The sequence below is a fragment of the Novosphingobium sp. CF614 genome, assembly GCF_900113255.1.
Classification (GTDB): Bacteria; Pseudomonadota; Alphaproteobacteria; order Sphingomonadales; family Sphingomonadaceae; genus Novosphingobium.
Map to the genome: position 1 here is coordinate 1 of NZ_FOOR01000035.1, position 18,241 is coordinate 18,241.

General features: G+C 61.5%; 19 protein-coding genes and 4 pseudogenes. 4 read left to right on the top strand and 19 right to left on the bottom strand.

Annotation, left to right across the window (positions count from 1 at the left end):
• Positions 1-392: 392 nt before the first annotated feature.
• From BM052_RS18345 to BM052_RS18405, 13 genes and pseudogenes are all read right to left on the bottom strand, one after another.
• Positions 393-1,982, bottom strand: coding sequence for an MFS transporter (locus BM052_RS18345; RefSeq protein WP_091149245.1), 1,590 nt, complete (start codon positions 1,980-1,982; stop codon positions 393-395).
• A gap of 58 nt (positions 1,983-2,040) precedes the next feature.
• Positions 2,041-2,415: a DUF1622 domain-containing protein gene (locus tag BM052_RS18350; protein WP_255406255.1), complete on the bottom strand. Its 375-nt coding sequence runs from the start codon at positions 2,413-2,415 to the stop codon at positions 2,041-2,043.
• Positions 2,416-2,580: 165 nt separating this feature from the next.
• The gene (locus BM052_RS18355) at positions 2,581-3,279 is read right to left on the bottom strand and encodes a pirin family protein (RefSeq protein ID WP_091149248.1); all 699 of its coding nucleotides are present in this window, start codon (positions 3,277-3,279) and stop codon (positions 2,581-2,583) included.
• Between the two features lie 99 nt (positions 3,280-3,378).
• Positions 3,379-4,079 (bottom strand): annotated as a pseudogene (locus BM052_RS18360) (YoaK family protein).
• Positions 4,080-4,093: 14 nt separating this feature from the next.
• The gene (locus BM052_RS18365; RefSeq protein ID WP_091149250.1) at positions 4,094-5,497 is read right to left on the bottom strand and encodes an alginate export family protein; all 1,404 of its coding nucleotides are present in this window, start codon (positions 5,495-5,497) and stop codon (positions 4,094-4,096) included.
• Positions 5,497-5,946: a DoxX family protein gene (locus BM052_RS18370; protein ID WP_091149251.1), complete on the bottom strand. Its 450-nt coding sequence runs from the start codon at positions 5,944-5,946 to the stop codon at positions 5,497-5,499. Before BM052_RS18370 ends, BM052_RS18365 begins: the two co-directional genes overlap by 1 nt.
• The gene (locus BM052_RS18375) at positions 5,943-6,125 is read right to left on the bottom strand and encodes a VOC family protein (protein WP_091149253.1); all 183 of its coding nucleotides are present in this window, start codon (positions 6,123-6,125) and stop codon (positions 5,943-5,945) included. Before BM052_RS18375 ends, BM052_RS18370 begins: the two co-directional genes overlap by 4 nt.
• 44 nt (positions 6,126-6,169) lie before the next feature.
• Positions 6,170-8,095, bottom strand: a complete 1,926-nt coding sequence (locus BM052_RS18380) for an amidohydrolase (RefSeq protein ID WP_091149255.1) — start codon at positions 8,093-8,095, stop codon at positions 6,170-6,172.
• Positions 8,092-8,340, bottom strand: a complete 249-nt coding sequence (locus tag BM052_RS18385; protein ID WP_091149257.1) for a XapX domain-containing protein — start codon at positions 8,338-8,340, stop codon at positions 8,092-8,094. Before BM052_RS18385 ends, BM052_RS18380 begins: the two co-directional genes overlap by 4 nt.
• 14 nt (positions 8,341-8,354) lie before the next feature.
• Positions 8,355-9,185, bottom strand: a complete 831-nt coding sequence (locus BM052_RS18390; protein WP_091149258.1) for an alpha/beta fold hydrolase — start codon at positions 9,183-9,185, stop codon at positions 8,355-8,357.
• 121 nt (positions 9,186-9,306) lie between these two features.
• Positions 9,307-9,468: pseudogene (locus BM052_RS18395) on the bottom strand (MFS transporter); the annotation flags it as partial.
• A gap of 116 nt (positions 9,469-9,584) precedes the next feature.
• The gene (locus BM052_RS18400; RefSeq protein ID WP_091149260.1) at positions 9,585-10,265 is read right to left on the bottom strand and encodes a hydrolase; all 681 of its coding nucleotides are present in this window, start codon (positions 10,263-10,265) and stop codon (positions 9,585-9,587) included.
• 191 nt (positions 10,266-10,456) lie between these two features.
• A complete protein-coding gene (locus tag BM052_RS18405) occupies positions 10,457-11,401 on the bottom strand; it encodes a LysR family transcriptional regulator (RefSeq protein ID WP_091149261.1) in 945 nt (314 codons plus the stop codon).
• Positions 11,402-11,500: 99 nt separating this feature from the next.
• Here BM052_RS18405 and BM052_RS18410 point away from each other — a divergent pair, with 99 nt between their 5' ends.
• Positions 11,501-12,391: an NAD-dependent epimerase/dehydratase family protein gene (locus tag BM052_RS18410; RefSeq protein WP_091149263.1), complete on the top strand. Its 891-nt coding sequence runs from the start codon at positions 11,501-11,503 to the stop codon at positions 12,389-12,391.
• Between the two features lie 265 nt (positions 12,392-12,656).
• On the opposite strand, the gene BM052_RS18415 is transcribed toward BM052_RS18410, so the two are convergent.
• Complete coding sequence (locus BM052_RS18415) at positions 12,657-13,559, bottom strand: LysR family transcriptional regulator (protein WP_091149265.1); 903 nt, start codon at positions 13,557-13,559, stop codon at positions 12,657-12,659.
• Between the two features lie 96 nt (positions 13,560-13,655).
• Between BM052_RS18415 and BM052_RS18420 the strand changes: the two genes are divergently transcribed.
• The 3 genes from BM052_RS18420 to BM052_RS18430 all read left to right on the top strand — a co-directional run bounded on the left by BM052_RS18420 (position 13,656) and on the right by BM052_RS18430 (position 15,640).
• Positions 13,656-14,354, top strand: coding sequence for a pirin family protein (locus BM052_RS18420; RefSeq protein ID WP_091149275.1), 699 nt, complete (start codon positions 13,656-13,658; stop codon positions 14,352-14,354).
• Positions 14,355-14,417: 63 nt separating this feature from the next.
• Positions 14,418-15,065 (top strand): YceI family protein, encoded by a 648-nt coding sequence (locus tag BM052_RS18425; RefSeq protein ID WP_091149267.1) that lies wholly within the window; start codon positions 14,418-14,420, stop codon positions 15,063-15,065.
• The gene (locus tag BM052_RS18430) at positions 15,065-15,640 is read left to right on the top strand and encodes an NADPH-dependent FMN reductase (RefSeq protein WP_091149268.1); all 576 of its coding nucleotides are present in this window, start codon (positions 15,065-15,067) and stop codon (positions 15,638-15,640) included. The genes BM052_RS18425 and BM052_RS18430 overlap by 1 nt, the downstream gene beginning before the upstream one ends.
• A gap of 374 nt (positions 15,641-16,014) precedes the next feature.
• Here the strand turns inward: BM052_RS18430 and BM052_RS20485 are convergent.
• From BM052_RS20485 to BM052_RS18460, 5 genes and pseudogenes are all read right to left on the bottom strand, one after another.
• A pseudogene (locus tag BM052_RS20485) lies at positions 16,015-16,431 on the bottom strand (type IIL restriction-modification enzyme MmeI); the annotation flags it as partial.
• A gap of 32 nt (positions 16,432-16,463) precedes the next feature.
• Positions 16,464-16,796 (bottom strand): HigA family addiction module antitoxin, encoded by a 333-nt coding sequence (locus tag BM052_RS18445; protein ID WP_091149270.1) that lies wholly within the window; start codon positions 16,794-16,796, stop codon positions 16,464-16,466.
• A gap of 9 nt (positions 16,797-16,805) precedes the next feature.
• Entirely contained in the window at positions 16,806-17,081 is a 276-nt protein-coding gene (locus tag BM052_RS18450; RefSeq protein WP_255406256.1) for a type II toxin-antitoxin system RelE/ParE family toxin, read from the bottom strand.
• A gap of 121 nt (positions 17,082-17,202) precedes the next feature.
• Positions 17,203-17,661, bottom strand: coding sequence for a DUF6118 family protein (locus BM052_RS18455; protein ID WP_091149272.1), 459 nt, complete (start codon positions 17,659-17,661; stop codon positions 17,203-17,205).
• Between the two features lie 9 nt (positions 17,662-17,670).
• Positions 17,671-18,241, bottom strand: a pseudogene (locus BM052_RS18460) (Ti-type conjugative transfer relaxase TraA); the annotation flags it as partial.

Consider the following 18,241-nt stretch of genomic DNA (forward strand, 5'->3'; position numbering starts at 1 on the left):
GGATGCATCCTACCCATCGATCAGGCCCTCAACCACATCGCAAACAATGGCATTTTCTGGACATGGACCTGATCAAAAACGTACAAAGTCGAGCTTAGGAAAGGCATTGATATGGACGCTGATTTGACGAGCTACGCTAGGTAGCATCGTAGGTAGCACATCGAGACTCCCGAAGCTGGGCGACCCAAGGTGACGATCAAAGGATTCGCGTTCACCTGAACGCCGGTTCGTGCCCTGCCGGAGCTCAATCCCATCCCAAGCGGTCAATGATCGGACATTCAGGCCGACTGTCGCCGCGACAGTGAGATGCGAAAGGGCAGCGTGGATCGTAATCCCGTGAAGGACGCAGCAGATGCCAATGTCTGGCATACAACACCAGCTTGCACCCCTGGTCATGCGGGGCTGATAAGGTGACGTACTCGCGGCGGCTCGCTGCCTAAGTGGAAAGCGCGAGCGGCATCCTGATATTCTCGGTCGACCTGCGTCACTCGCTCATGCTGGCGCAGATGTTCGAGCCAGCTTTCCACGACAAAACTTTCGACCACGAGGCCACGCGCGGCGGCGTCTTCGTAAAGGCCCCAGCTGATGGCTCCGTCGCGGCGACGGATACGGCGCAGCGGCTGCATCGCCGCGACGAAATTGGACAGTCTAACGGGGTCGATTTGATATTCGATGGTGACCAGAACCGGGCCGCTGTCGTGCCGCACGTCATCCTCCACGATCGGGGTCGGCCAGTGCATAGAAGGGCTAAGGTCGAGCATGGCAGCCTTGCCAAGCGGAAAGCGCCACGCGAGGAGTAAAGTGCTGGCAGCCAGTGCCGCGGCGGCAACTTGCAATGTTGCGGGAATGCCGATCCAGCCTGCTGTTATGCCCCACAGGGTCGATCCAACCGTCATCGCGCCCTGGAACACGAGAAGATATATGGCGAGCGAGCGCGCCTTCACCCAGTGGGGGGATGACGCCTGCGCGCCGCCGTTCAAGGACGACATCATTGCGATCCATGCCAAGCCGCCAACCGCCAGAGCGGCGCCGGCTGGAGCAAAGCTGCGCGACCACGCCAGGGCGAGCATGGCCAGGGCGAGCAGCAGCGACGCGGCAAGCGTCACACGGTTTACGCTCATATGGGCGCGCAGACGCGGCAGCAGCATCGCGCCGCAGATCGCACCCAGGCCCATCAGCGTCAGCAGTCCGCCATAGGCCGCCGGTCCGAGCCCCAGATCGCGCCGCGCGATGATCGGCAGAAGCGCCCACAGCGCGCTGGCAAAGACGAAGAAACCGATGCTACGGACAAGCACGATCTGCAATTCGGGAGCACGCAACGCATAGCGCAGACCCGCGCGCAGCGCCCCGATGAAATGTTCGGCGGGCAGGTGTGACTTCGGCGACTCTCTGCGCCAGCGGGCGAGCACCGAGAGGATGCCCACGACCGACAACGCGTTGAGCGCGAACACAGCCCCGGGACCCGCTAATGCTATGATGACGCCGCCCAACGCTGGACCGATGGCGCGGGCGATGTTGATGCCCAGACTGTTGAGAGCCACCGCTTGTTGCAGGGCGGAAGGCGGCACAAGCTCCGACACGATCGCCTGAAAAGCGGGCGCGGAGAGCGCCGCTCCCGATGTGATGGCGCAGGTGAAGGCCAGCAGCAGCAACGGGCTGGTCACGCCAGCGAAGGTGGCAGCCGCCAGCAGCGCGGCGGCCACCAGGCCGAAAAGCTGCGCGCCCATCAGCAGCTTTCGCCGATCGACGATATCCGCCATAGCACCGCCCGGCAGCGCCAGCAGGAACATCGGCAGCGTAGTCGCGGCCTGCACCAACGCCACCATCAGCGGCTCGGCCGATAGCGACGTCATCAGCCAGCCAGCGCCGACATCGTGCATCCAGGTGCCGACATTGGATACGATCGTGGCGATCCATAGCGCTCGGAAGACCCGATCGCGCAGCGGGCTGTCGGCGCCGGGCGTAGTCACTGTGTTCGCCATCGCAATAATCCATTCACCTTTCCCAGGCGCTCCGAGCCATGGGTCGTTGATCCCCTGTTCACCGGGCAGATTTCTCCTGCTCTTGCCCCCTGCGGCGTTGCCAAGGCCATTGGCCTTCAATTTCCGTTTCGAGCGAGAAGCTCAGGAACGTCCGGATCAGGACAATCAGTCCGAGAAGACCGACGCTTTCCCACGTTAGCGGCGCGGTGACCGTGGCAATGATGTCAGCGCCAACCAGCAACTCAAGCCCGAGAAGAATGCCCCGACCGAGATTTGCGCGGTAGCTATCATACGCCGCCTTACCCGCCTCCCGCCTCAACTGGCGAAGAAAGTTGATCGTGGCAAAGGCCACCGAGATGGCGATGACAGCAACACCAAACAGTTCAAGGCCGGTGGCCAGCGGCTCCATGGCCTGTGTGAAGCTTTCACGCACGGTCGCTCCAACTCCTTGTGCTGCTGTCTCTCACAACGACTTCATGGCTTGGTCGGAACATGAAGCTTTCGCCATCCCCAATGTCGAGATCCAAATTCGAATGCGGACGTCCAGCGCTGGCTACGTGATGTCGGGACGCAGGTTGTGCCTGCGCCCCACTACCCGTCAGGCGGCATCCACCAGAACGATCTCGCTGTCCTCAATCGCGGTGACGCGCAGCAGCTGTATGTCGGAGATGGCGGCACCGTCGCGGGCATTAATGCGCACGCCGTCGATCTTGACCGAACCGATTACGGGAACGAGATAGCCCCGGCGATCAGCGCCAAGCACATATTCCGCCGTCTCGCCAGCCTTCAATGTCGCGCCGACCATCCGCGCATCGGTGCGGATTGGCAGCGCGTCATTGTTGTGCGAATAGCCTGAGGCCAAGGTCACGAACTGCCCGCTGCGGTCGCCCTTGGGGAAAGGCCGCGCGCCCCAGTTGGGCTCGTCACCGGTACGGGTCGGGATAATCCAGATCTGAAAGATCCTCGTCTCGACATCTTCCCGATTATATTTGGAGTGGGTGATGCCGGTGCCGGCGCTCATCACTTGGACATCGCCGGCCTCGGTGCGGCCCTTATTGCCTAGATTGTCCTCATGGGTGATCGCACCTTCGCGGACATAGGTGATGATTTCCATGTCGCGATGCGAGTGCGGCGGAAAGCCAGTCTGCGGCGCGATTATGTCGTCGTTCCAGACCCGCAGATTGCCCCAATGCATTCGCTGCGGATCGTGATAGTCGGCGAACGAGAAATGATGCTTGGCGTTCAGCCAGCCGTGGTTCTCGCCGCCCAGTTCGGCGAAGGGACGCAGTTCGATCATGGCCTGTCTCCTGTTTGCGCCGGCGATGTCGATCGGCAGATGCGCGGTTCGATGGACGTTGAGGAAGCTGGCCTTGCCGACATTTGAAACAAAGTAGCATCAATCGACTGGCTCCACCGATGCCGGATGAAGAGTGCAGGCAATCGTCCCCGCCAGAACGAGCACGCCTGCAAGGATCAGAGGCAATGTCAGCCCGGAACGCATGACAAGCACGGCGCCTAAGGCGGCGCCAAGGAATATGGCCACCACGCTGCCGATGCGGCGAGACCAGTTCGGGTTGGTTCCCCCAGCCAGACTGGAGTCGGCCGCAAGACCGGTCAAGGTCAGCGTCAGCACCGTCGTTGTGAGGTCAGGGATCTTGAGCTGCCGGATAGTCGCGTTGCGAAACCCCATCGCGACGGCAGTGAGCGCGATGATGGAGAAGAGGCGCGTTTCGGGCGCCTGTGCTGCAATCTCAAAGCCAAGTGAAACGCCTGCAGCAATCCACAGTAGGACGGCCTCTATCAACGCGGCGACCATAAGCCAGTGGCGAAGCGGCTTGCCCGCATAGACCTTTCCCGTCCGCCCCCGATCAGCGCACCGAACAGGAAGGCGGCGATGGAGACCAAATAGGGCGCTACGTGGAAGTTCGGTGTGCCTGCTGCCGCAAAGCCCAAAAAAACGATGTTTCCCGTCATGTTCGCGGTGAACACCTTGCCGAGCCCAAGCACGCTGATCGCATCGACAAGACCTGTCGTGACCGAAAGCAGGAGAAGCAGCCAGGGCATTGGCGATGTGTGGGGTTGGGGTGCGGTTGTCATGGTGCTATTCTCTCTCAGAACCGGAAATTGCTCTCGAGGCCGAGCATGTGGATGGTGCGGGCGCTGCCGGTGTCGCGGATGAACGCACCGGGCGCGAAGGCGGAGAGCGATGCCGACAGTTCGAGTTCGGGCGTGACGAGCCAAGAGACTGTTGCTTCGGCCTGTTTGCCGATAAAACGCGCGCTGCTGCCGCGACCGCTCCGGAGCAGATGGCCCGGGATATCGTAGATCCCATCGCCCCGGCTTTCGCGCCAATAGGCCATCGTCGCGAGGCCTGCGCTTACGCCGCCGCCCAGATCAAACGACGTTCCGACATGGCCGTTGATGATGTTGTACGGCCCGATCGGCGAGAGCTCGCCGAAATATTTGCCTTTGGGAAAGAGCGCGTTGAAGGTCTGCAGGCGGCGATCCGACGGATCATGGTCGCCGCTGATTGCGTTAGCGCGCACCGTGACGCTCGGCGCCAGCGGCGCACCTGGAAAGCTGCGCACGATTTCGGTCGCGATTGACCAGGCGCTAATCGGGCCGCCGGCAAAGCGGCCGAACTGGTAAATGCCCTCGACATTCCAGCGCCAGTCGGCAGCCTTGCCGAAGACGCGCATGCCCAGCGTGTGGCGCGTCTCGCGGCCCGCGCCCTGATCGTAGCGCGCCGCGGCGTTCCGATACCCCAGATAATAGGTGTCGATGCCGTTGGCAGCAGTACCATCAAGGCTGCGTGTGGCATAGGCGCCCCACAGGGTGCGCGTGTCCGAGGTGCGGTCGTCGAAGCTTCCCGTGCGGCTCTCGACGGGACGGACGTAGATGAGGTTGAGCGTCGTTCGCCCGCTGTGGAGGATCGCGCGACCGCCATCGAAGGCAAGCGGAACATTGGGACCGTAGCGCGTGCCGATGAGCCGCTCGGTTCCCAAGCCGATCAGCTCGCGCCCCGCGCGCAGGTGCAATGTCGTGTCGGCGCCAAGACCGAGCTGGATATCTGCAAAGCCTTGCAACAAGTCGACGCGCGTCTGGTCAACGGGTCCCGGGGCGGGCGCCACGCCCGCGGCGTAGGCGATGATCGGCTGCACGAAGGCGCGAACCTTGCCTACACGCAGGTCGGCATAAGGCAGCGCGCGGATCCAGAGATAGCCGTCATCGGGTGCGTCGGCCGAGCCCCAGAGATTATTCTCGAACTTCTCGTTGCGCAGGCGCAACTCGAGACCGGTCGTCAGATAATATGCGCCAGTGGAATCCAGCGGAATATATTTGAAAGGCTCGGTCCAATGGCCGATGCGGTTCGCCGGATCGGCGAGATCCGACCAATCCTCATTATAGCGCTCGGTCGTTAGAATGGTCGGTTTCCCCGCTTCGTCGGGCTCCGCCGCCGAAACCGGCGCGTGCATGATCGCGGCGCCGAGGATCAAGGCGACGGGAAACCGCATCAACCTTTCCGCCAGCGGGCGTGGCGGTTGTCGTGCTCGGCCACCATCGCGGCGAGTATGAAGCCGCCAATGAGCCCAATATGCTCGAAAAAGGCGTTGGTCGCCATGAAGCGTGCCTGCCCCTCCATCGTCCAGAACGCGTTTGCCGTAACCGCCGCGAAGCAGGTGAAGACGCCCAGCATACCCGCGCCGAGCCACACCCAGCGCCCGATCAGGATCAGGATCGGCCCAATCAGTTCGATCGCGATGGTGATCGCCGCCCAAAGCGCCGGCGGCGCCATCCCGAAATGCGCTTGCTCGGCGACGGCGGCGGGAAAATCGGCAAGCTTGACGAGGCCACCGAGCAGATAGGCGCCGACCAGAGCGAGCCGCGCCGCGAAAGCGGTGCCGCGCCAATCGAGGATGACATCGACGAAACGCGGATCGCGATCGCTGAGATGCAGGCTCATAGCACGCGCCCATTGTGGATCTCCGCGACATAGCCGCCGGGGAACTGGACGATCGCGGCGTCGCGAACGCCGGCGGCATAGGGATCAGCGACGATGGTCACGCCCGCTGCCTTCGCCTTGCTTAGCGCGGCATCGAGATCGGCGATCTCGTGGCACAGGAGAGTCTGCAAGCGGTTCATCGTCAGTATCCGTGAGATATCGAGGGGAGAGAATGAGATGTGGATCAGACAGCCCAGCAGCCGCAGCCGAGCGTGCCCCAGAAACTCTGGACGTCGGCGGCGGGCACATTGGCGCCGAGCGCCGCAGCGTGATCATGCCCGTGGACGGTACAGGACGACGCGCAGCCGCAGGCCGCCGCGAGCTTCGCGTTCGCCTCGCCACCGCGCCAATAGCCGCCGAAGGTCGCGACCGGGGACCAGTCGGGCATCGGCTTCGGCAGCGGCGGGGCGAGCTTGGCGAAGTCACCCTCACCGAAGACGATCTTGCCGCCGAGCATCGTAAGCACTGATTTCAGGCCGACTATCTGGTCCTCGGGGACCGTGAAATAATCGTCCGAGAGGACTGCGAGGTCGGCGAGTTGTCCGGCCTTGATCTGGCCCTTCTTGCCCTTTTCGTTCGAGAACCAGGTGTTGGCTTCCGTCCACAACCGCAAGGCGGTCTCGCGATCGAGCCGATTGGCAACCGGGTAGAGCCGCAGCCCGCCGACCGTCTTCGAGGTGACGAGCCAGGACAGCGAGACCCAGGGATTATAGCTCGCGACGCGCGTGGCGTCGGTGCCCGCGCCGATGGGGATGCCGGCCGCCATCATCTTCCGGATCGGCGGGGTCGCCTCGGCGGCCTTGGCGCCGTAGCGCTCGACGAAATATTCGCCCTGATACGCCATGCGATGCTGGACTGCGATGCCGCCGCCGAGCGCGGCGATGCGATCGATGTTCCGCTCGCTGATTGTCTCTGCATGGTCGAAGAACCAGTTGAGGCCCTGCAGCGGGATATCGCGATTGACCTTCTCGAACACGTCGAGTGCACGGCCGATCGTCTGGTCATAGGTGGCGTGGAGCCGCCACGGCCAGCGACGCTCGGCGAGCAGGCGGATCACCGGCTCGAGGTCTGATTCCATGTGGGCGGGCAGATCCGGACGGGCGACCCGGAAATCCTCGAAATCAGCCGCCGAATAGACGAGCATCTCGCCCGCGCCATTGTGCCGATAGGTATCGTCGCCGTCGCCGGGCTTCACCTTGGTCGACCAGGTCGCAAAGTCCTTGAGCTCTTCCTTCGGCTTTTGCGTGAAGAGGTTGTAGGCGATACGCAGGGTCAGATCGCCGTCCGCATGCAACTTTTCGATGATGTTGTAATCGTCGGGATAGTTCTGATAGCCGCCGCCGGCATCGATCACGCTGGTGACGCCGAGGCCGTTCAGCTCGCGCATGAAATGCTTCGTCGAATTAAGCTGATATTCGGGCGGCAGCTTGGGGCCTTTGGCGAGCGTTGCGTAAAGGATCGTCGCATTGGGCTGGGCGAGCAGCAGGCCCGTGGGATTGCCCGCGGCATCGCGGACGATCTCGCCGCCAGGCGGGTTCGGCGTGTCCTTGGTGTAGCCCACAGCGCGCAACGCCGCGGCGTTGATGAGCGCACGGTCGTAAAGGTGCAGGATGAACACCGGCGTGTCGGGCGCGGCCGCGTTGATCTCATCGATGGTCGGTAGCCGCTTCTCGGCGAACTGGTGCTCGGTGAAGCCACCGACCACGCGCACCCATTGTGGCGGCGGGGTATTCTCGGCCTGCCTTTTCAGCATTGCCATCGCGTCGGCGAGCGTCGGGACGCCCTCCCAGCGCAGCTCCATATTATAGTTAAGCCCGCCGCGGATGACGTGGATATGGCTGTCGATCAGGCCAGGGATCAGACGGCGGCCTTTGGCATCGATCACCTGGGCATCTGGGCCGGCAGCGGCCCGGGCTTCGGCCTCGGTGCCCACTGCCAGGAACTTGCCATTGCGTATGACGACCGCCTGCGCCACCGGATTTCCGCGGTCCAGCGTCGTAACCTTGGCATTGGTGATGATGAGATCCTTGGGGGACATGGCGAAACTCTCCGTAGCGGTCAGAAGGGCGGTCGTGGCGGCGCTGGCAAGCGCCTGGCGGCGGGTCATCATGCGTTACGATCCTGATTGGACGGAAGTTCGCCCAGCATATGATTACGGCATTCGGATTGGACGAAGTTCAGCAGATCAGGGCCGGACAGCAACCGCTTCGCGATGGGAACGATCTGCTCGCCGGCCAATATGCCAAGCAGGCCGACCAGGGCGATGATCGGAGGTGCGGGCGAGCGCACCCCGAGCAGGCTGTAGACGATGCCCACAAGGAGACCGGCGCCGAGTGAAAGAAGATATAGTTTCATCGTAAGTCTCCGGCTCAGGCGAGATCGCGTGCGAAAGCCAGCAGGTCAGCGTTCAGCCGATCCTGATGGGTCGCAGGGAAGCCGTGGGGAGCGTTCTCATAGACGATCAGCGTCGCGTTCGGCACGATTTTCGCCGCGCGCTTGCCGGTGGTCTCGATCGGCACGACGTCGTCGCCGTCGCCATGGATGACCAACACCGGAATTGAGATGGACTTCATTTCCTCGCGATAGTCCGATCCCCAGAACTGTTCGATGCACGCATACTGGCCGTGAATGCCGCCTGACATGCCCTGCTGCCAGAAGGAATAGCGCCATCCTTCGCTCTTGGTCGCGCCTTCCTTGTTCATGCCAAAGAAAATGTCGGGAAAGTCGAGATAGAATTGCGAGCGATTGTCGGCCACCGACTTGCGCACGCTATCGGCTACTGCAAGCGGAACGCCATCGTCATTGCCGTTGGTGGCGCCCATCAGGGGAGTGATGGCCCCCAACAGCACAAGCTTGGCGACGCGCGAGGTACCATGGCGGGTGACATAGCGGGTGATCTCGCCGCCACCGGTCGAATGACCGACCAAAATCGCGTCCTTGAGATTTAGCGCCTCGATCACCTCCGCAAGGTCATCGGCATAGGTGTCCATGTCATTGCCGGTGGCGGGCTGGTCGGAACGACCATGGCCACGGCGATCATGGGCAATTACGCGAAAGCCGTTCTGCGCCAGGAACAGCATCTGCCCGTCCCAGGCATCGGCATTCAGGGGCCAGCCATGGGAGAAGACGATGGGACGGCCCGCACCGAAGTCGCGGTAGAAAATGCGCGTGCCATCCTTGGTGGTGACGGAGTTGCTCATCGGTGAGTTCCATTTTTTCTGGAAAACGGGAGAGGGGTGGCGGAAACGTCGGATTGGCGGGATGGGCTGTCCACAGCGAAAGACATGGAGAAAATAGTCGGCCTGCATTCAGCGCAACCATCAGGGGGTTGGCAGTCATCAGCCAGCCCGCGCCAACGTCGTGCATCCAGGTGCCGATATTCGACACGATGGTCGCGATCCACAACGCCCGGAAAACCGGGCTCGCGAGCGGTCCTGGCGATGGTGCCGTCATGCCCCGCTCTGAACTGGTCACGGTGTTCATGAGATAGGACGCCTCGATTCCCGGCTTTGGCCGAGTGTCTTCGCCGTGTACCCGCCGGCTTCACCAATCCCGCCAAGAGAGCGGCGACCTGCGGCAGGCACACGGCTTAGACGGGGTCAGCGCGCCGGGATTGGCGCCAATGTATCCCCGTGCGCCACTCGTTCAGATGCCTTGTGGACCATGGTGTAGGCGTAATCCACGCCCATACCATAGGCGCCGGAATGCTCCTTCACGATGGCCATCACGGCATCGTAGGTCTCGCGCTTCGCCCAGTCGCGTTGCCACTCAAGCATGACCTGCTGCCAAGTGACCGGAACGACGCCGGCCTGGATCATGCGCTGCATGGAATAGTCGTGCGCGTCTTTGGAGGTGCCGCCAGAAGCATCGGCCACCATGTAAATTTCGTATCCACCCTCCGCCATCGCGGAGAAGGCGAAGCTGTTATTGCAGACTTCGGTCCACAACCCGGATACCACAACCTTCTTCTGTCCGTTCTTCGCCAGGGCGTCGCGCACTTTCTGATCGTCCCATGAATTCATGGAAGTGCGCTCGAGCAGCGGGAGTTCGGGGAAAACCGCCAATAGTTCGGGGTAAGTGTGGCCCGAAAAGCTTTCGGTCTCAACTGTGGTAATCGTTGTCGGGATACCAAATGCCTTGGCTGCTTTCGCCAGGGCAACCGTATTGTTTTTCAGGACCTGGCGGTCAATCGATTGTACACCGAACGCCATCTGCGGCTGATGATCGATAAAGATCAATTGGCAATTCTGAGGCGTTAGCAGCTCGGGCTTTGCTGTCATTTAAGGTATTCCTTCTAATCGACCCACGGATATAGACCAACTTCTCTTCGGATTCGTTGGTCATGCAGCCGTCGAGATCGGCGGCACCGCAGAGTTACTCCCCTTCAGGCGTCAAGATCAACGCCGTGACCTGTGAATTGGATTCTTAACAGTTGGTCGTATCTCGCTCTTTGATCACGCGGTCCTTCGGCTCATAATCCGTGAGGCGACGAGTCCAGACCGCTGTTCGTCGCACTGCTCGCCATGAATGCTCGTAGGGGCGGTACGACGAAATCGAGGAAGGCGCGGATTCGCGCAGGCATCCTCCTGCTTCCCAGATAGAGCGCGCAGACATCTTCTTCGTCATCGACACCGGCGTCCGCCAGCACTTCGACAAGTCGACCGGCGGCCAGATCGGCTCTGGCATGGAATTCGGCGATCCTAGCGAGACCTACACCCGCTACCGCCATTCGGCGCACGGTTTCGCCGTTGTTCGCAAGCAATGTCCCTGTAACCATGCGATCGACGATCCGCCCGCCCCGCTTCATAGGCCAGACAGGCTTGGCGCGCTGGAAGTTGAAACCCAGGCAATTGTGACGATCAAGGTCGTCGACGACCAACGGTGTTCCGACGCGTGAAAGATAGGAGGGCGCAGCAACGATCTTGCGCCGGGCGGTGCCGATACGTCTTGATATCAATGACGAGTCCGCGATTCCGCCGACCCGGAAAACGATGTCCGTGCGTTCGCGGTAGAGATCGATCTTCTCTTCGGCCAGTGACAGATCGACAACGATGTTCGGATAGGCATTCCAGAATGCCGGCAGCAGCGGCTCGAGCGCGATTGTTCCGAACGCGACGGATGCATTCACGCGTATGTTCCCGCTCATGCCTGCGCCGCCTGCGGCGAGAGTGCGCTCGACATCGTCCAACTCGGCGATCAACGATTGCGCGCGCTCATAATAGGTCTGGCCTTCGTCGGTGAGCGACAGACTTCGGGTCGAACGCTCGATCAACTGGACACCGAGACGTTGTTCCAGACGTGCGATCAGCTTCGACACGGTTGACGGCGTCATTAGCATGCCGCGAGCGGCGGCCGAGAAACTCCCGGCTTCTACCACTGCCACGAACACCTGCATCTCGCCGGCACGATTATCCATGCCTCATCTCCTGTGAATATCCTTCACAGCTTATGTGGAGGCGGCCTCGCTTATCAAGAGATGGCCGCGTCGTCATCTCTGCGCGGCAGGAGACCAGGCATGAAGATTTTTGTAACGGGCGCGAGCGGCTTCATAGGCGGATCAGTAGCAGCGAGGCTTGCGGCCGACGGGCACAGTGTCCGAGGCTTGATCCGTGATCCCAAGCGCTGCGGCGAATTGCCTGCGCACGGCATCGTGCCTGTGCTGGGAACGCTGGACGATCGCGAACTGCTGCGCGCGGAAGCCCATGCGGCCGATGCCGTAATCAACGCCGCGGATAGCGATCATCGGGGCGCGGTGGAGGCCCTGCTGGATGGGCTGGCGGGATCGGGCAAACGCTTCCTTCACACGAGCGGCACCAGCCTCGTTGGCGACGAGGCGCTCGGCGAGCCATCGGACGCTGTCTTCACCGAGGAAACGCCGGTCCAGCCCGCGCCCGACAAGCTGGCGCGCATTGCGATCGATGACCTGATCCGTTCCGCTGCCCCCGGTGTCCATTCGATCATTCTATGCAATAGCTTGATCTACGGAGACACCTTAGGGCCGACGGCGCAAAGCGTGCAGATCCCGCCGCTTGTTGCCCAGGCCAGGGAAAGTGGCGTCGTCCGCCACGTCGGTCGCGGGCTGAACCGATGGTCCAACGTGCACATAGCCGATGTCGCGTCGCTGTATATCTTGGCGCTCGAACGCGCAGCTGCCGGAAGCTTCTACTTCGTCGAAAATGGCGAGGCGTCATTTGGCGAGATAAGCTCGGCGATTGCCGAGGCGATGGGACTCGGAAAAGCCGAGGACTGGACGCCCGCGGCAGCGATCGCGCGCTGGGGTCGAGAGCTGGCCGTTTTTGGCCTCGGATCAAACAGCCGCGTGCGGGCGGACAAGGCGCGAAGAGAGCTTGGTTGGGTGCCTGCTCACACCTCAGTGACCAAGTGGATCTTGGCCAGTTTGGTCTGATCATCTCATAGCCGCCTGCCTGTACGTCCATCCCTCATCGCGTTACGAGACGTTGCGGAAGAATTCGGTTGTCCGACCGGCCCCTCATCGAAGGATACGCTCGGCTTTGACGAGATCAGCTCGCAAGACGGGCGTCGCCTGCTCGACGAACGTCCCGACCAGGCCCTTTTGACGCTGATGGGGCTGGAAAGCGGAATGGACGGGTATAGCGACCGGCCCGTAATCTCGAAGTAGCCGCACGGGTCAACGGGTGGCAGTCACCTCATCAGTCCCCTTCGGCCAGTTTCTCGACGAGATAATCGATCAGGACTCTCGCTCTGGCCGGCCTCAGGGAACTCGGTGGAGTGACGATGTACAGGCTGATCGGCTCCAGGCTCCAGCCGGGCAGGATTTCCACCAGCTTGCCTTCCTCAAGTTCCCGTTTGATGGAGAATTCAGGCTGAATTGCAACGCCTTGACCCGCCACTAGCGCCGGCACGATGACATCGGCATTGTTGGTGATCACCCTGGCCCTCACGCGAACGTCCCATTTTCCCAGAGTGACATGATGCAGATGCCACACGTCCCGGCTCGCGACATTCGCGTAACAGACGCCGTCGAACCGCTCGAGATCCCGCGGATGGGAGGGCGAGCCATTGCGTTCGAGGTAAGCCGGCGCAGCTACGATTGGACGGCGAATTGCCGATAACCTGCGTGCACGCAGCGACGAATCTTCAAGCGCGGCGATACGCACTGCCAGATCATACCCTCCCGCGATGAGATCTTCCCGGGCATCACTCAGATGCAAGTCAAGTGTCACACCGGGATAGGTGGCCAGGAACCCCGGGAGAAGCGGCGCAAGCTGCTTGGTGCCGAACGACATCGGCGCCGTCATACGGACCAGTCCGCTGGGAGCTTCGGCCTGGGCGGACAATTCCGCCTCTGCGGCCTCGCCTTCCGCCAGGATACGCCGCGCGCGTTCCAGAACCGCTTGCCCACTTTCAGTCAGGGTGATCTGCCTCGATGTGCGGTGGAAGAGAGCGACGTGCAGGCGCTGTTCCAAGCGGGTGATAGCCTTTGAAACCGTCGGGTTCGACAGGCTCAGATCAGCGGCTGCACGGGCGAAGGAACCGAGATCGGCAACCCGTGCGAATATGGCCCAGGCGTCGAGATCGGGCAGGCGCGACATGTAATATCCTTCATCGTTGTGTTTCCATCAGTTCTATTTTCTTCTAGCAGACCGGCACCTAGATTGTCGCCAACAGACACACCGTTGGAGAAGACGATGATCGAACTTCGGCCCTTTAATTCGCTGGGCGGCGCCAACCACGGTTGGCTTGATGCCAAGCACCATTTTTCTTTCGCGGGCTATTATGATCCCGCGCGGGTGCACTGGGGTGATTTGCGGGTCTGGAACGACGACACGATCCAGCCCGGGACCGGCTTTCCCGCTCACCCCCACGCGGACATGGAAATCATTACCTATGTCCGCAGCGGGGCGATTAGCCACAAGGACAATCAGGGTAATAGCGGAAGAACCGAAGCCGGCGATGTCCAGGTCATGTCCGCAGGGAGCGGCATCACCCATTCGGAATACAACCTGGAAAAGGAGGCCACCCAGATCTTCCAGATCTGGATTATTCCGACCGAACGGGGCGGTACGCCGTCGTGGGGCACGCGTCCCTTCCCCAAGGGCGACCGGTCGGGACACTTCGTTACTCTTGCCTCCGGCTTTGCGGAGGACACCGACGCGCTGAAAATCAGGACCGGTGCGCGGGTCGTCGCTGCGACGCTCAAGGCGGGCGAGACGGCTGAATACAGCCTTGGCCAGGACCGCAAGGGTTATCTTGTGCCGGCCACCGGTACAGTCGAGCTCGAGGGCATTCGGGTCAATGCACGCGATGGCGCTGCGATTAGCGATGTCCAAACACTGAAAGTGACAGCGATCGAGGATAGCGAAATCGTTCTCGTCGACGCGAGCTGAAGAGCCAACCTGGACGATGCGCCGCATTCCCGTGGCGCATCGTTCAATCAAGCGAGGAATTCCATGAGAAACAAACTTTCATTCGCCGCTGCATTGGCGCTGGCAGGTATATCAGCCGCAGTCGCCGGCCAGACCAGTGATGCCATCGTCCGCAAACCGACCGAAGTACACGCCGGGATCTACGTGCTTGATCCGGCGCACGGCAAGATCACTTGGTCTGTCGATCACCTGGGCTTTTCGACTTATGTCGGGCAGTTCACCGATATGAGCGCAACATTGACCCTCGATCCGCGCACGCCTTCGGCTGGCCGGCTGCAGGCCCGTGTTGGAACTGAGAGCGTCGGCACGTTCAACGAGGCGCTGGATCGACATATTAAGACCGCCGATTTCCTCGACACCGCGAAGTTTCCCACCGCACGTTTCATTGCGACAGGCATTCGCTTGACCGACGCGGACTCGGCCGAGATCAATGGCAATCTGACGTTGCGGGGAGTGACGAAACCGATCGTCATCCTCGCCGATTTCCACCAGGCCGGAACCAACCCGATCGACGGCAGGTATTCCGTCGGTTTCGATGGGCACGCACGCATCAAGCGCTCCGAATTTGGGGTCTCTTACGGCCTACCCGCAGTGGGTGACGATGTTACCCTTCATTTTGAAGCCGAATTCAAGCTGCAGCCGGGAAGCGCTGCAACAACCGGAGATCAATGATGACAAGCGTAAATCTGCTCGGCATTTCCGGGAGCCTGAGAGCCGGCTCGTTCAGCACGGCTATACTGCGCAGCCTGCAGGACGAGGTCCCCTCAGGTGTAGCCTTGCGCCTTCACCCGCTGGACAACCTGCCTCTCTACAACCAGGATTTGGATGCCGATGAGCCTCCGGCGGGGGTGTCTGACCTTCGCGACGCGATTTCGCTATCTGACGGGCTCGTCATCGTGACGCCCGAGTTCAACTACGGCCTTCCCGGCGTGCTCAAGAACGCCCTCGACTGGGCGTCGCGGCCCCATGGGAAGGGGGCGCTGATCGGCAAACCAGTCGTCACGATGAGCGCGTCGCCGGCATTCACTGGGGGCATTCGTGCTCAGGCCCAGCTTCACGAAACGCTCCTTGCCACGCAGTCGATCCTGATCCCCAGGGCGCAGGTCGTGATCGCCGAAGTGCATAACAAGCTCGCTGATGGACGTCTGGTCGATGAAGCATCGCTGGGTTTCGCTCGCGATGCGGTTCGCGATCTTGCTCGGGCGATCAGAGCAAGGGAGTCCGAGCAGCAGTTGCAACCCGCCTGATGCCGAACTTCCGGTTCGGGGAGACGGCTTACCCCACTGAAGTGGCTGGAGTCCTATCATGATTGAACAAATTATCGACAAACGTGCCCACGATCTGGGTGGCGGCTTCGAGGTGGGGCGGGTTCTGCCCTTCCGCGCCCGTCGAATGATCGGCCCCTATATCTTCTTTGATCATATGGGCCCCGTCGATCTCGGTGCAGGCATTCCCCGTGAGCTCGATGTGCGGCCGCATCCTCCGCATAAAAACAGAAGATTAGCCGGGCCATGAAATGGTTCATGTCCACCCGTCGCGCGGCGGTGCCCCAATCGGGATTGTCTTTCAGCAGCTCGACATAAAGCCGATTGAAACGGCTGGTTGCGCGGATGTCGAACGAACTTTCCCGAACCTGCTTGACCGTGGTGATGCCTGCCAGCGGCAGGAAAAACCCAAAATGATCAGGAAAGCTGGCATAGTCGCAGGCAACGGTTTCGCCGGATTCGAGGTCCTCGGCCTCAAACGTCTCGCCATCGGTGGCAAGAATGAATTTTGCCTTCGCCTTGGCAGTAACGGGGCTGGCTTTCAGGGCCGCGACCGTTCGAGGGACCGCGCCGGGGGGCGGCGACAGCCAAGTGAATGTTGTTGGTTTGCAGGACCCCCCAACATCGGACTTGTTCGACACGCCGCTGCGCAGACGCTTGATCGTTGTCGCCTTGTTTCCGAAGGCTTCAAGGAACGCGAACGAGAACTCCTGTGCGTCGAACGGCTGCTCTGCCAGAGCAGAAACCGCTTCTTCAATTTCAACTGCGTTCATTCCGCGCGTCCGAACGTCAATGCCACGTCAGATCACATCATCGTCGGTTGTGCATCGAGCGGCTTGCCCTTGAAAGGCTCGACCTTGATTTCCCCCTCCCGCTTACGGGTTTGGGCGATGTCGTAACTATTCTGCATTCGCATCAGCGTATCCATCGACACGCCGAAGGCCTTTTCGACCCGTAGCGCCATTTCCGGCGAAAGCTGCGAATGCTCGTTGAGCAACGTCGAAAGCGTCGCGCGGGTGACACCAAGCACCTGCGCCGCCGCCGTCACCGACAGACCCAGCGGCTCGATAATCTCGGACTTCACGAAGCCGCCCGGGTGGGCCGGGTTCTTCATGCGGATGCCTGCAATCGCACTCATGGCCACCTCCTAGTGGTAATCTTCGTAATCGAGGTCGATGATCTCGATCTCTTCCCGGTCGATCCGAAACGTCATCCGCCAATTCTTGGTGACGAACAGGCTCCACGTCCCCTTGCGGTCGCCGGTCAGCATATGCGCCTTCCAGCTCGGCACGGTGCGCAATTCCTCTTCCTGCTCCATGTCCTGGAGGAAGGAGATGATGCGCTGCACCTTGGTGACGACAGCGGGCTGCAACCCGCTGGTATCGTCATCCTCGATGAAACGCCGCAACCCCTTATGGATCACGTTTCTGATCTTCATGATGCTAGATAATCCGCCACTCGTTCGGTGTCAAGTTGCACCATACATTCTGACGCTGCCGGAGTTCGGCGGGATGGCCGCCGGTATTTGCCGTGACCTATGGAATTCAGCCGATCAAATGCAAAATGGATAGGGCGCCAAGCGCACCGATAAGCAAGCCCCCTCCGCCCGTCCAATAAAGCTGCTTCCACTGACCGTCAGCAGCCCAGGCGTGCTCGACAACACCATTGATGGTGGCGATCGAGGCTCGCAAGGTGGCACCCGACTTGTCCAGCGTTTCACGATCGCCTGCCCGCGCGGTTTCGCTGGCTCGGGCAATGCTCACAGCCAGATTTTCCGGTGTCAGCCGCATCGCTGGGCTCTCGGCGATCTTGCCGAGCAACTCCTCAGTACGGGCAAGCCTACTCGACAATCCGGTTAGGGTCGGGGTGTAATCGGGCGCATTCTGCCGCTCGGCGGTCAACCCTTCGACAGCACGACGCAGCAGGCTCACCTCACCGCGCAGATCGGCGAAGGCGCTGGCGGGATCGCTTTGAGCGATCGGCGGATTGGTGGTTTGGTCCATCCGCGCACCCTACCGCCCCAACCCGCGCCCGCGCGAGATGCCGAGCCAATCCTGGATATTATGGGACAAGGACGCGCCCTCCTGCGCGCGGATTCCAAGCTCGGGAAGCCGTTTCCGGACCAGCGACTCGGCTTGCGCATCGCGTTCCATGCTCTTGCCGAGCGCGCTCATCTGCTGCCCGATGGCGCGCGCGCCTGCCTCGTCGCCAGCATGACGAAACGTTCGATGCGCCTTAGCCAGCTTCTGCCAATCTTCCACAAACCTGCCTGCACGAAGCTCCGGACTGTCTCGCACCTCCGCCTCCAGCATCAGCGCGCTGATGGCGGCGCGGGTGCGGCCCTGGGCGGCCTCGTCGATCAATCCCATATCGCGGGAGAACGCGGCACGAAGATCGCGTGCCGCATTGGGGCGAACAGCGTCGAGGGCTTCACGCGCTTTGTCGAGGGCGATGCGCTGGTGCGGCAACTCGGGATACCCTTCGTTGCGTGTTGATTTCCGCTGAGAGTTGACCCGGGATTTCCATCGAGAAGTGACCCGGGTGGGTGGTATGTCCCGCAGTGCGGGCAGTGGGTCAAGCGGG

Coding starts and splice junctions, on each gene's coding strand:
- BM052_RS18345 (WP_091149245.1), bottom strand. CDS start 1,982: ATGGCGAACACAGTGACTACGCCCGGCGCCGACAGCCCGCTGCGCGAT.
- BM052_RS18355 (WP_091149248.1), bottom strand. CDS start 3,279: ATGATCGAACTGCGTCCCTTCGCCGAACTGGGCGGCGAGAACCACGGC.
- BM052_RS18365 (WP_091149250.1), bottom strand. CDS start 5,497: ATGCGGTTTCCCGTCGCCTTGATCCTCGGCGCCGCGATCATGCACGCG.
- BM052_RS18370 (WP_091149251.1), bottom strand. CDS start 5,946: ATGAGCCTGCATCTCAGCGATCGCGATCCGCGTTTCGTCGATGTCATC.
- BM052_RS18375 (WP_091149253.1), bottom strand. CDS start 6,125: ATGAACCGCTTGCAGACTCTCCTGTGCCACGAGATCGCCGATCTCGAT.
- BM052_RS18380 (WP_091149255.1), bottom strand. CDS start 8,095: ATGATGACCCGCCGCCAGGCGCTTGCCAGCGCCGCCACGACCGCCCTT.
- BM052_RS18385 (WP_091149257.1), bottom strand. CDS start 8,340: ATGAAACTATATCTTCTTTCACTCGGCGCCGGTCTCCTTGTGGGCATC.
- BM052_RS18390 (WP_091149258.1), bottom strand. CDS start 9,185: ATGAGCAACTCCGTCACCACCAAGGATGGCACGCGCATTTTCTACCGC.
- BM052_RS18400 (WP_091149260.1), bottom strand. CDS start 10,265: ATGACAGCAAAGCCCGAGCTGCTAACGCCTCAGAATTGCCAATTGATC.
- BM052_RS18405 (WP_091149261.1), bottom strand. CDS start 11,401: ATGGATAATCGTGCCGGCGAGATGCAGGTGTTCGTGGCAGTGGTAGAA.
- BM052_RS18410 (WP_091149263.1), top strand. CDS start 11,501: ATGAAGATTTTTGTAACGGGCGCGAGCGGCTTCATAGGCGGATCAGTA.
- BM052_RS18415 (WP_091149265.1), bottom strand. CDS start 13,559: ATGTCGCGCCTGCCCGATCTCGACGCCTGGGCCATATTCGCACGGGTT.
- BM052_RS18420 (WP_091149275.1), top strand. CDS start 13,656: ATGATCGAACTTCGGCCCTTTAATTCGCTGGGCGGCGCCAACCACGGT.
- BM052_RS18425 (WP_091149267.1), top strand. CDS start 14,418: ATGAGAAACAAACTTTCATTCGCCGCTGCATTGGCGCTGGCAGGTATA.
- BM052_RS18430 (WP_091149268.1), top strand. CDS start 15,065: ATGACAAGCGTAAATCTGCTCGGCATTTCCGGGAGCCTGAGAGCCGGC.
- BM052_RS18445 (WP_091149270.1), bottom strand. CDS start 16,796: ATGAGTGCGATTGCAGGCATCCGCATGAAGAACCCGGCCCACCCGGGC.
- BM052_RS18455 (WP_091149272.1), bottom strand. CDS start 17,661: ATGGACCAAACCACCAATCCGCCGATCGCTCAAAGCGATCCCGCCAGC.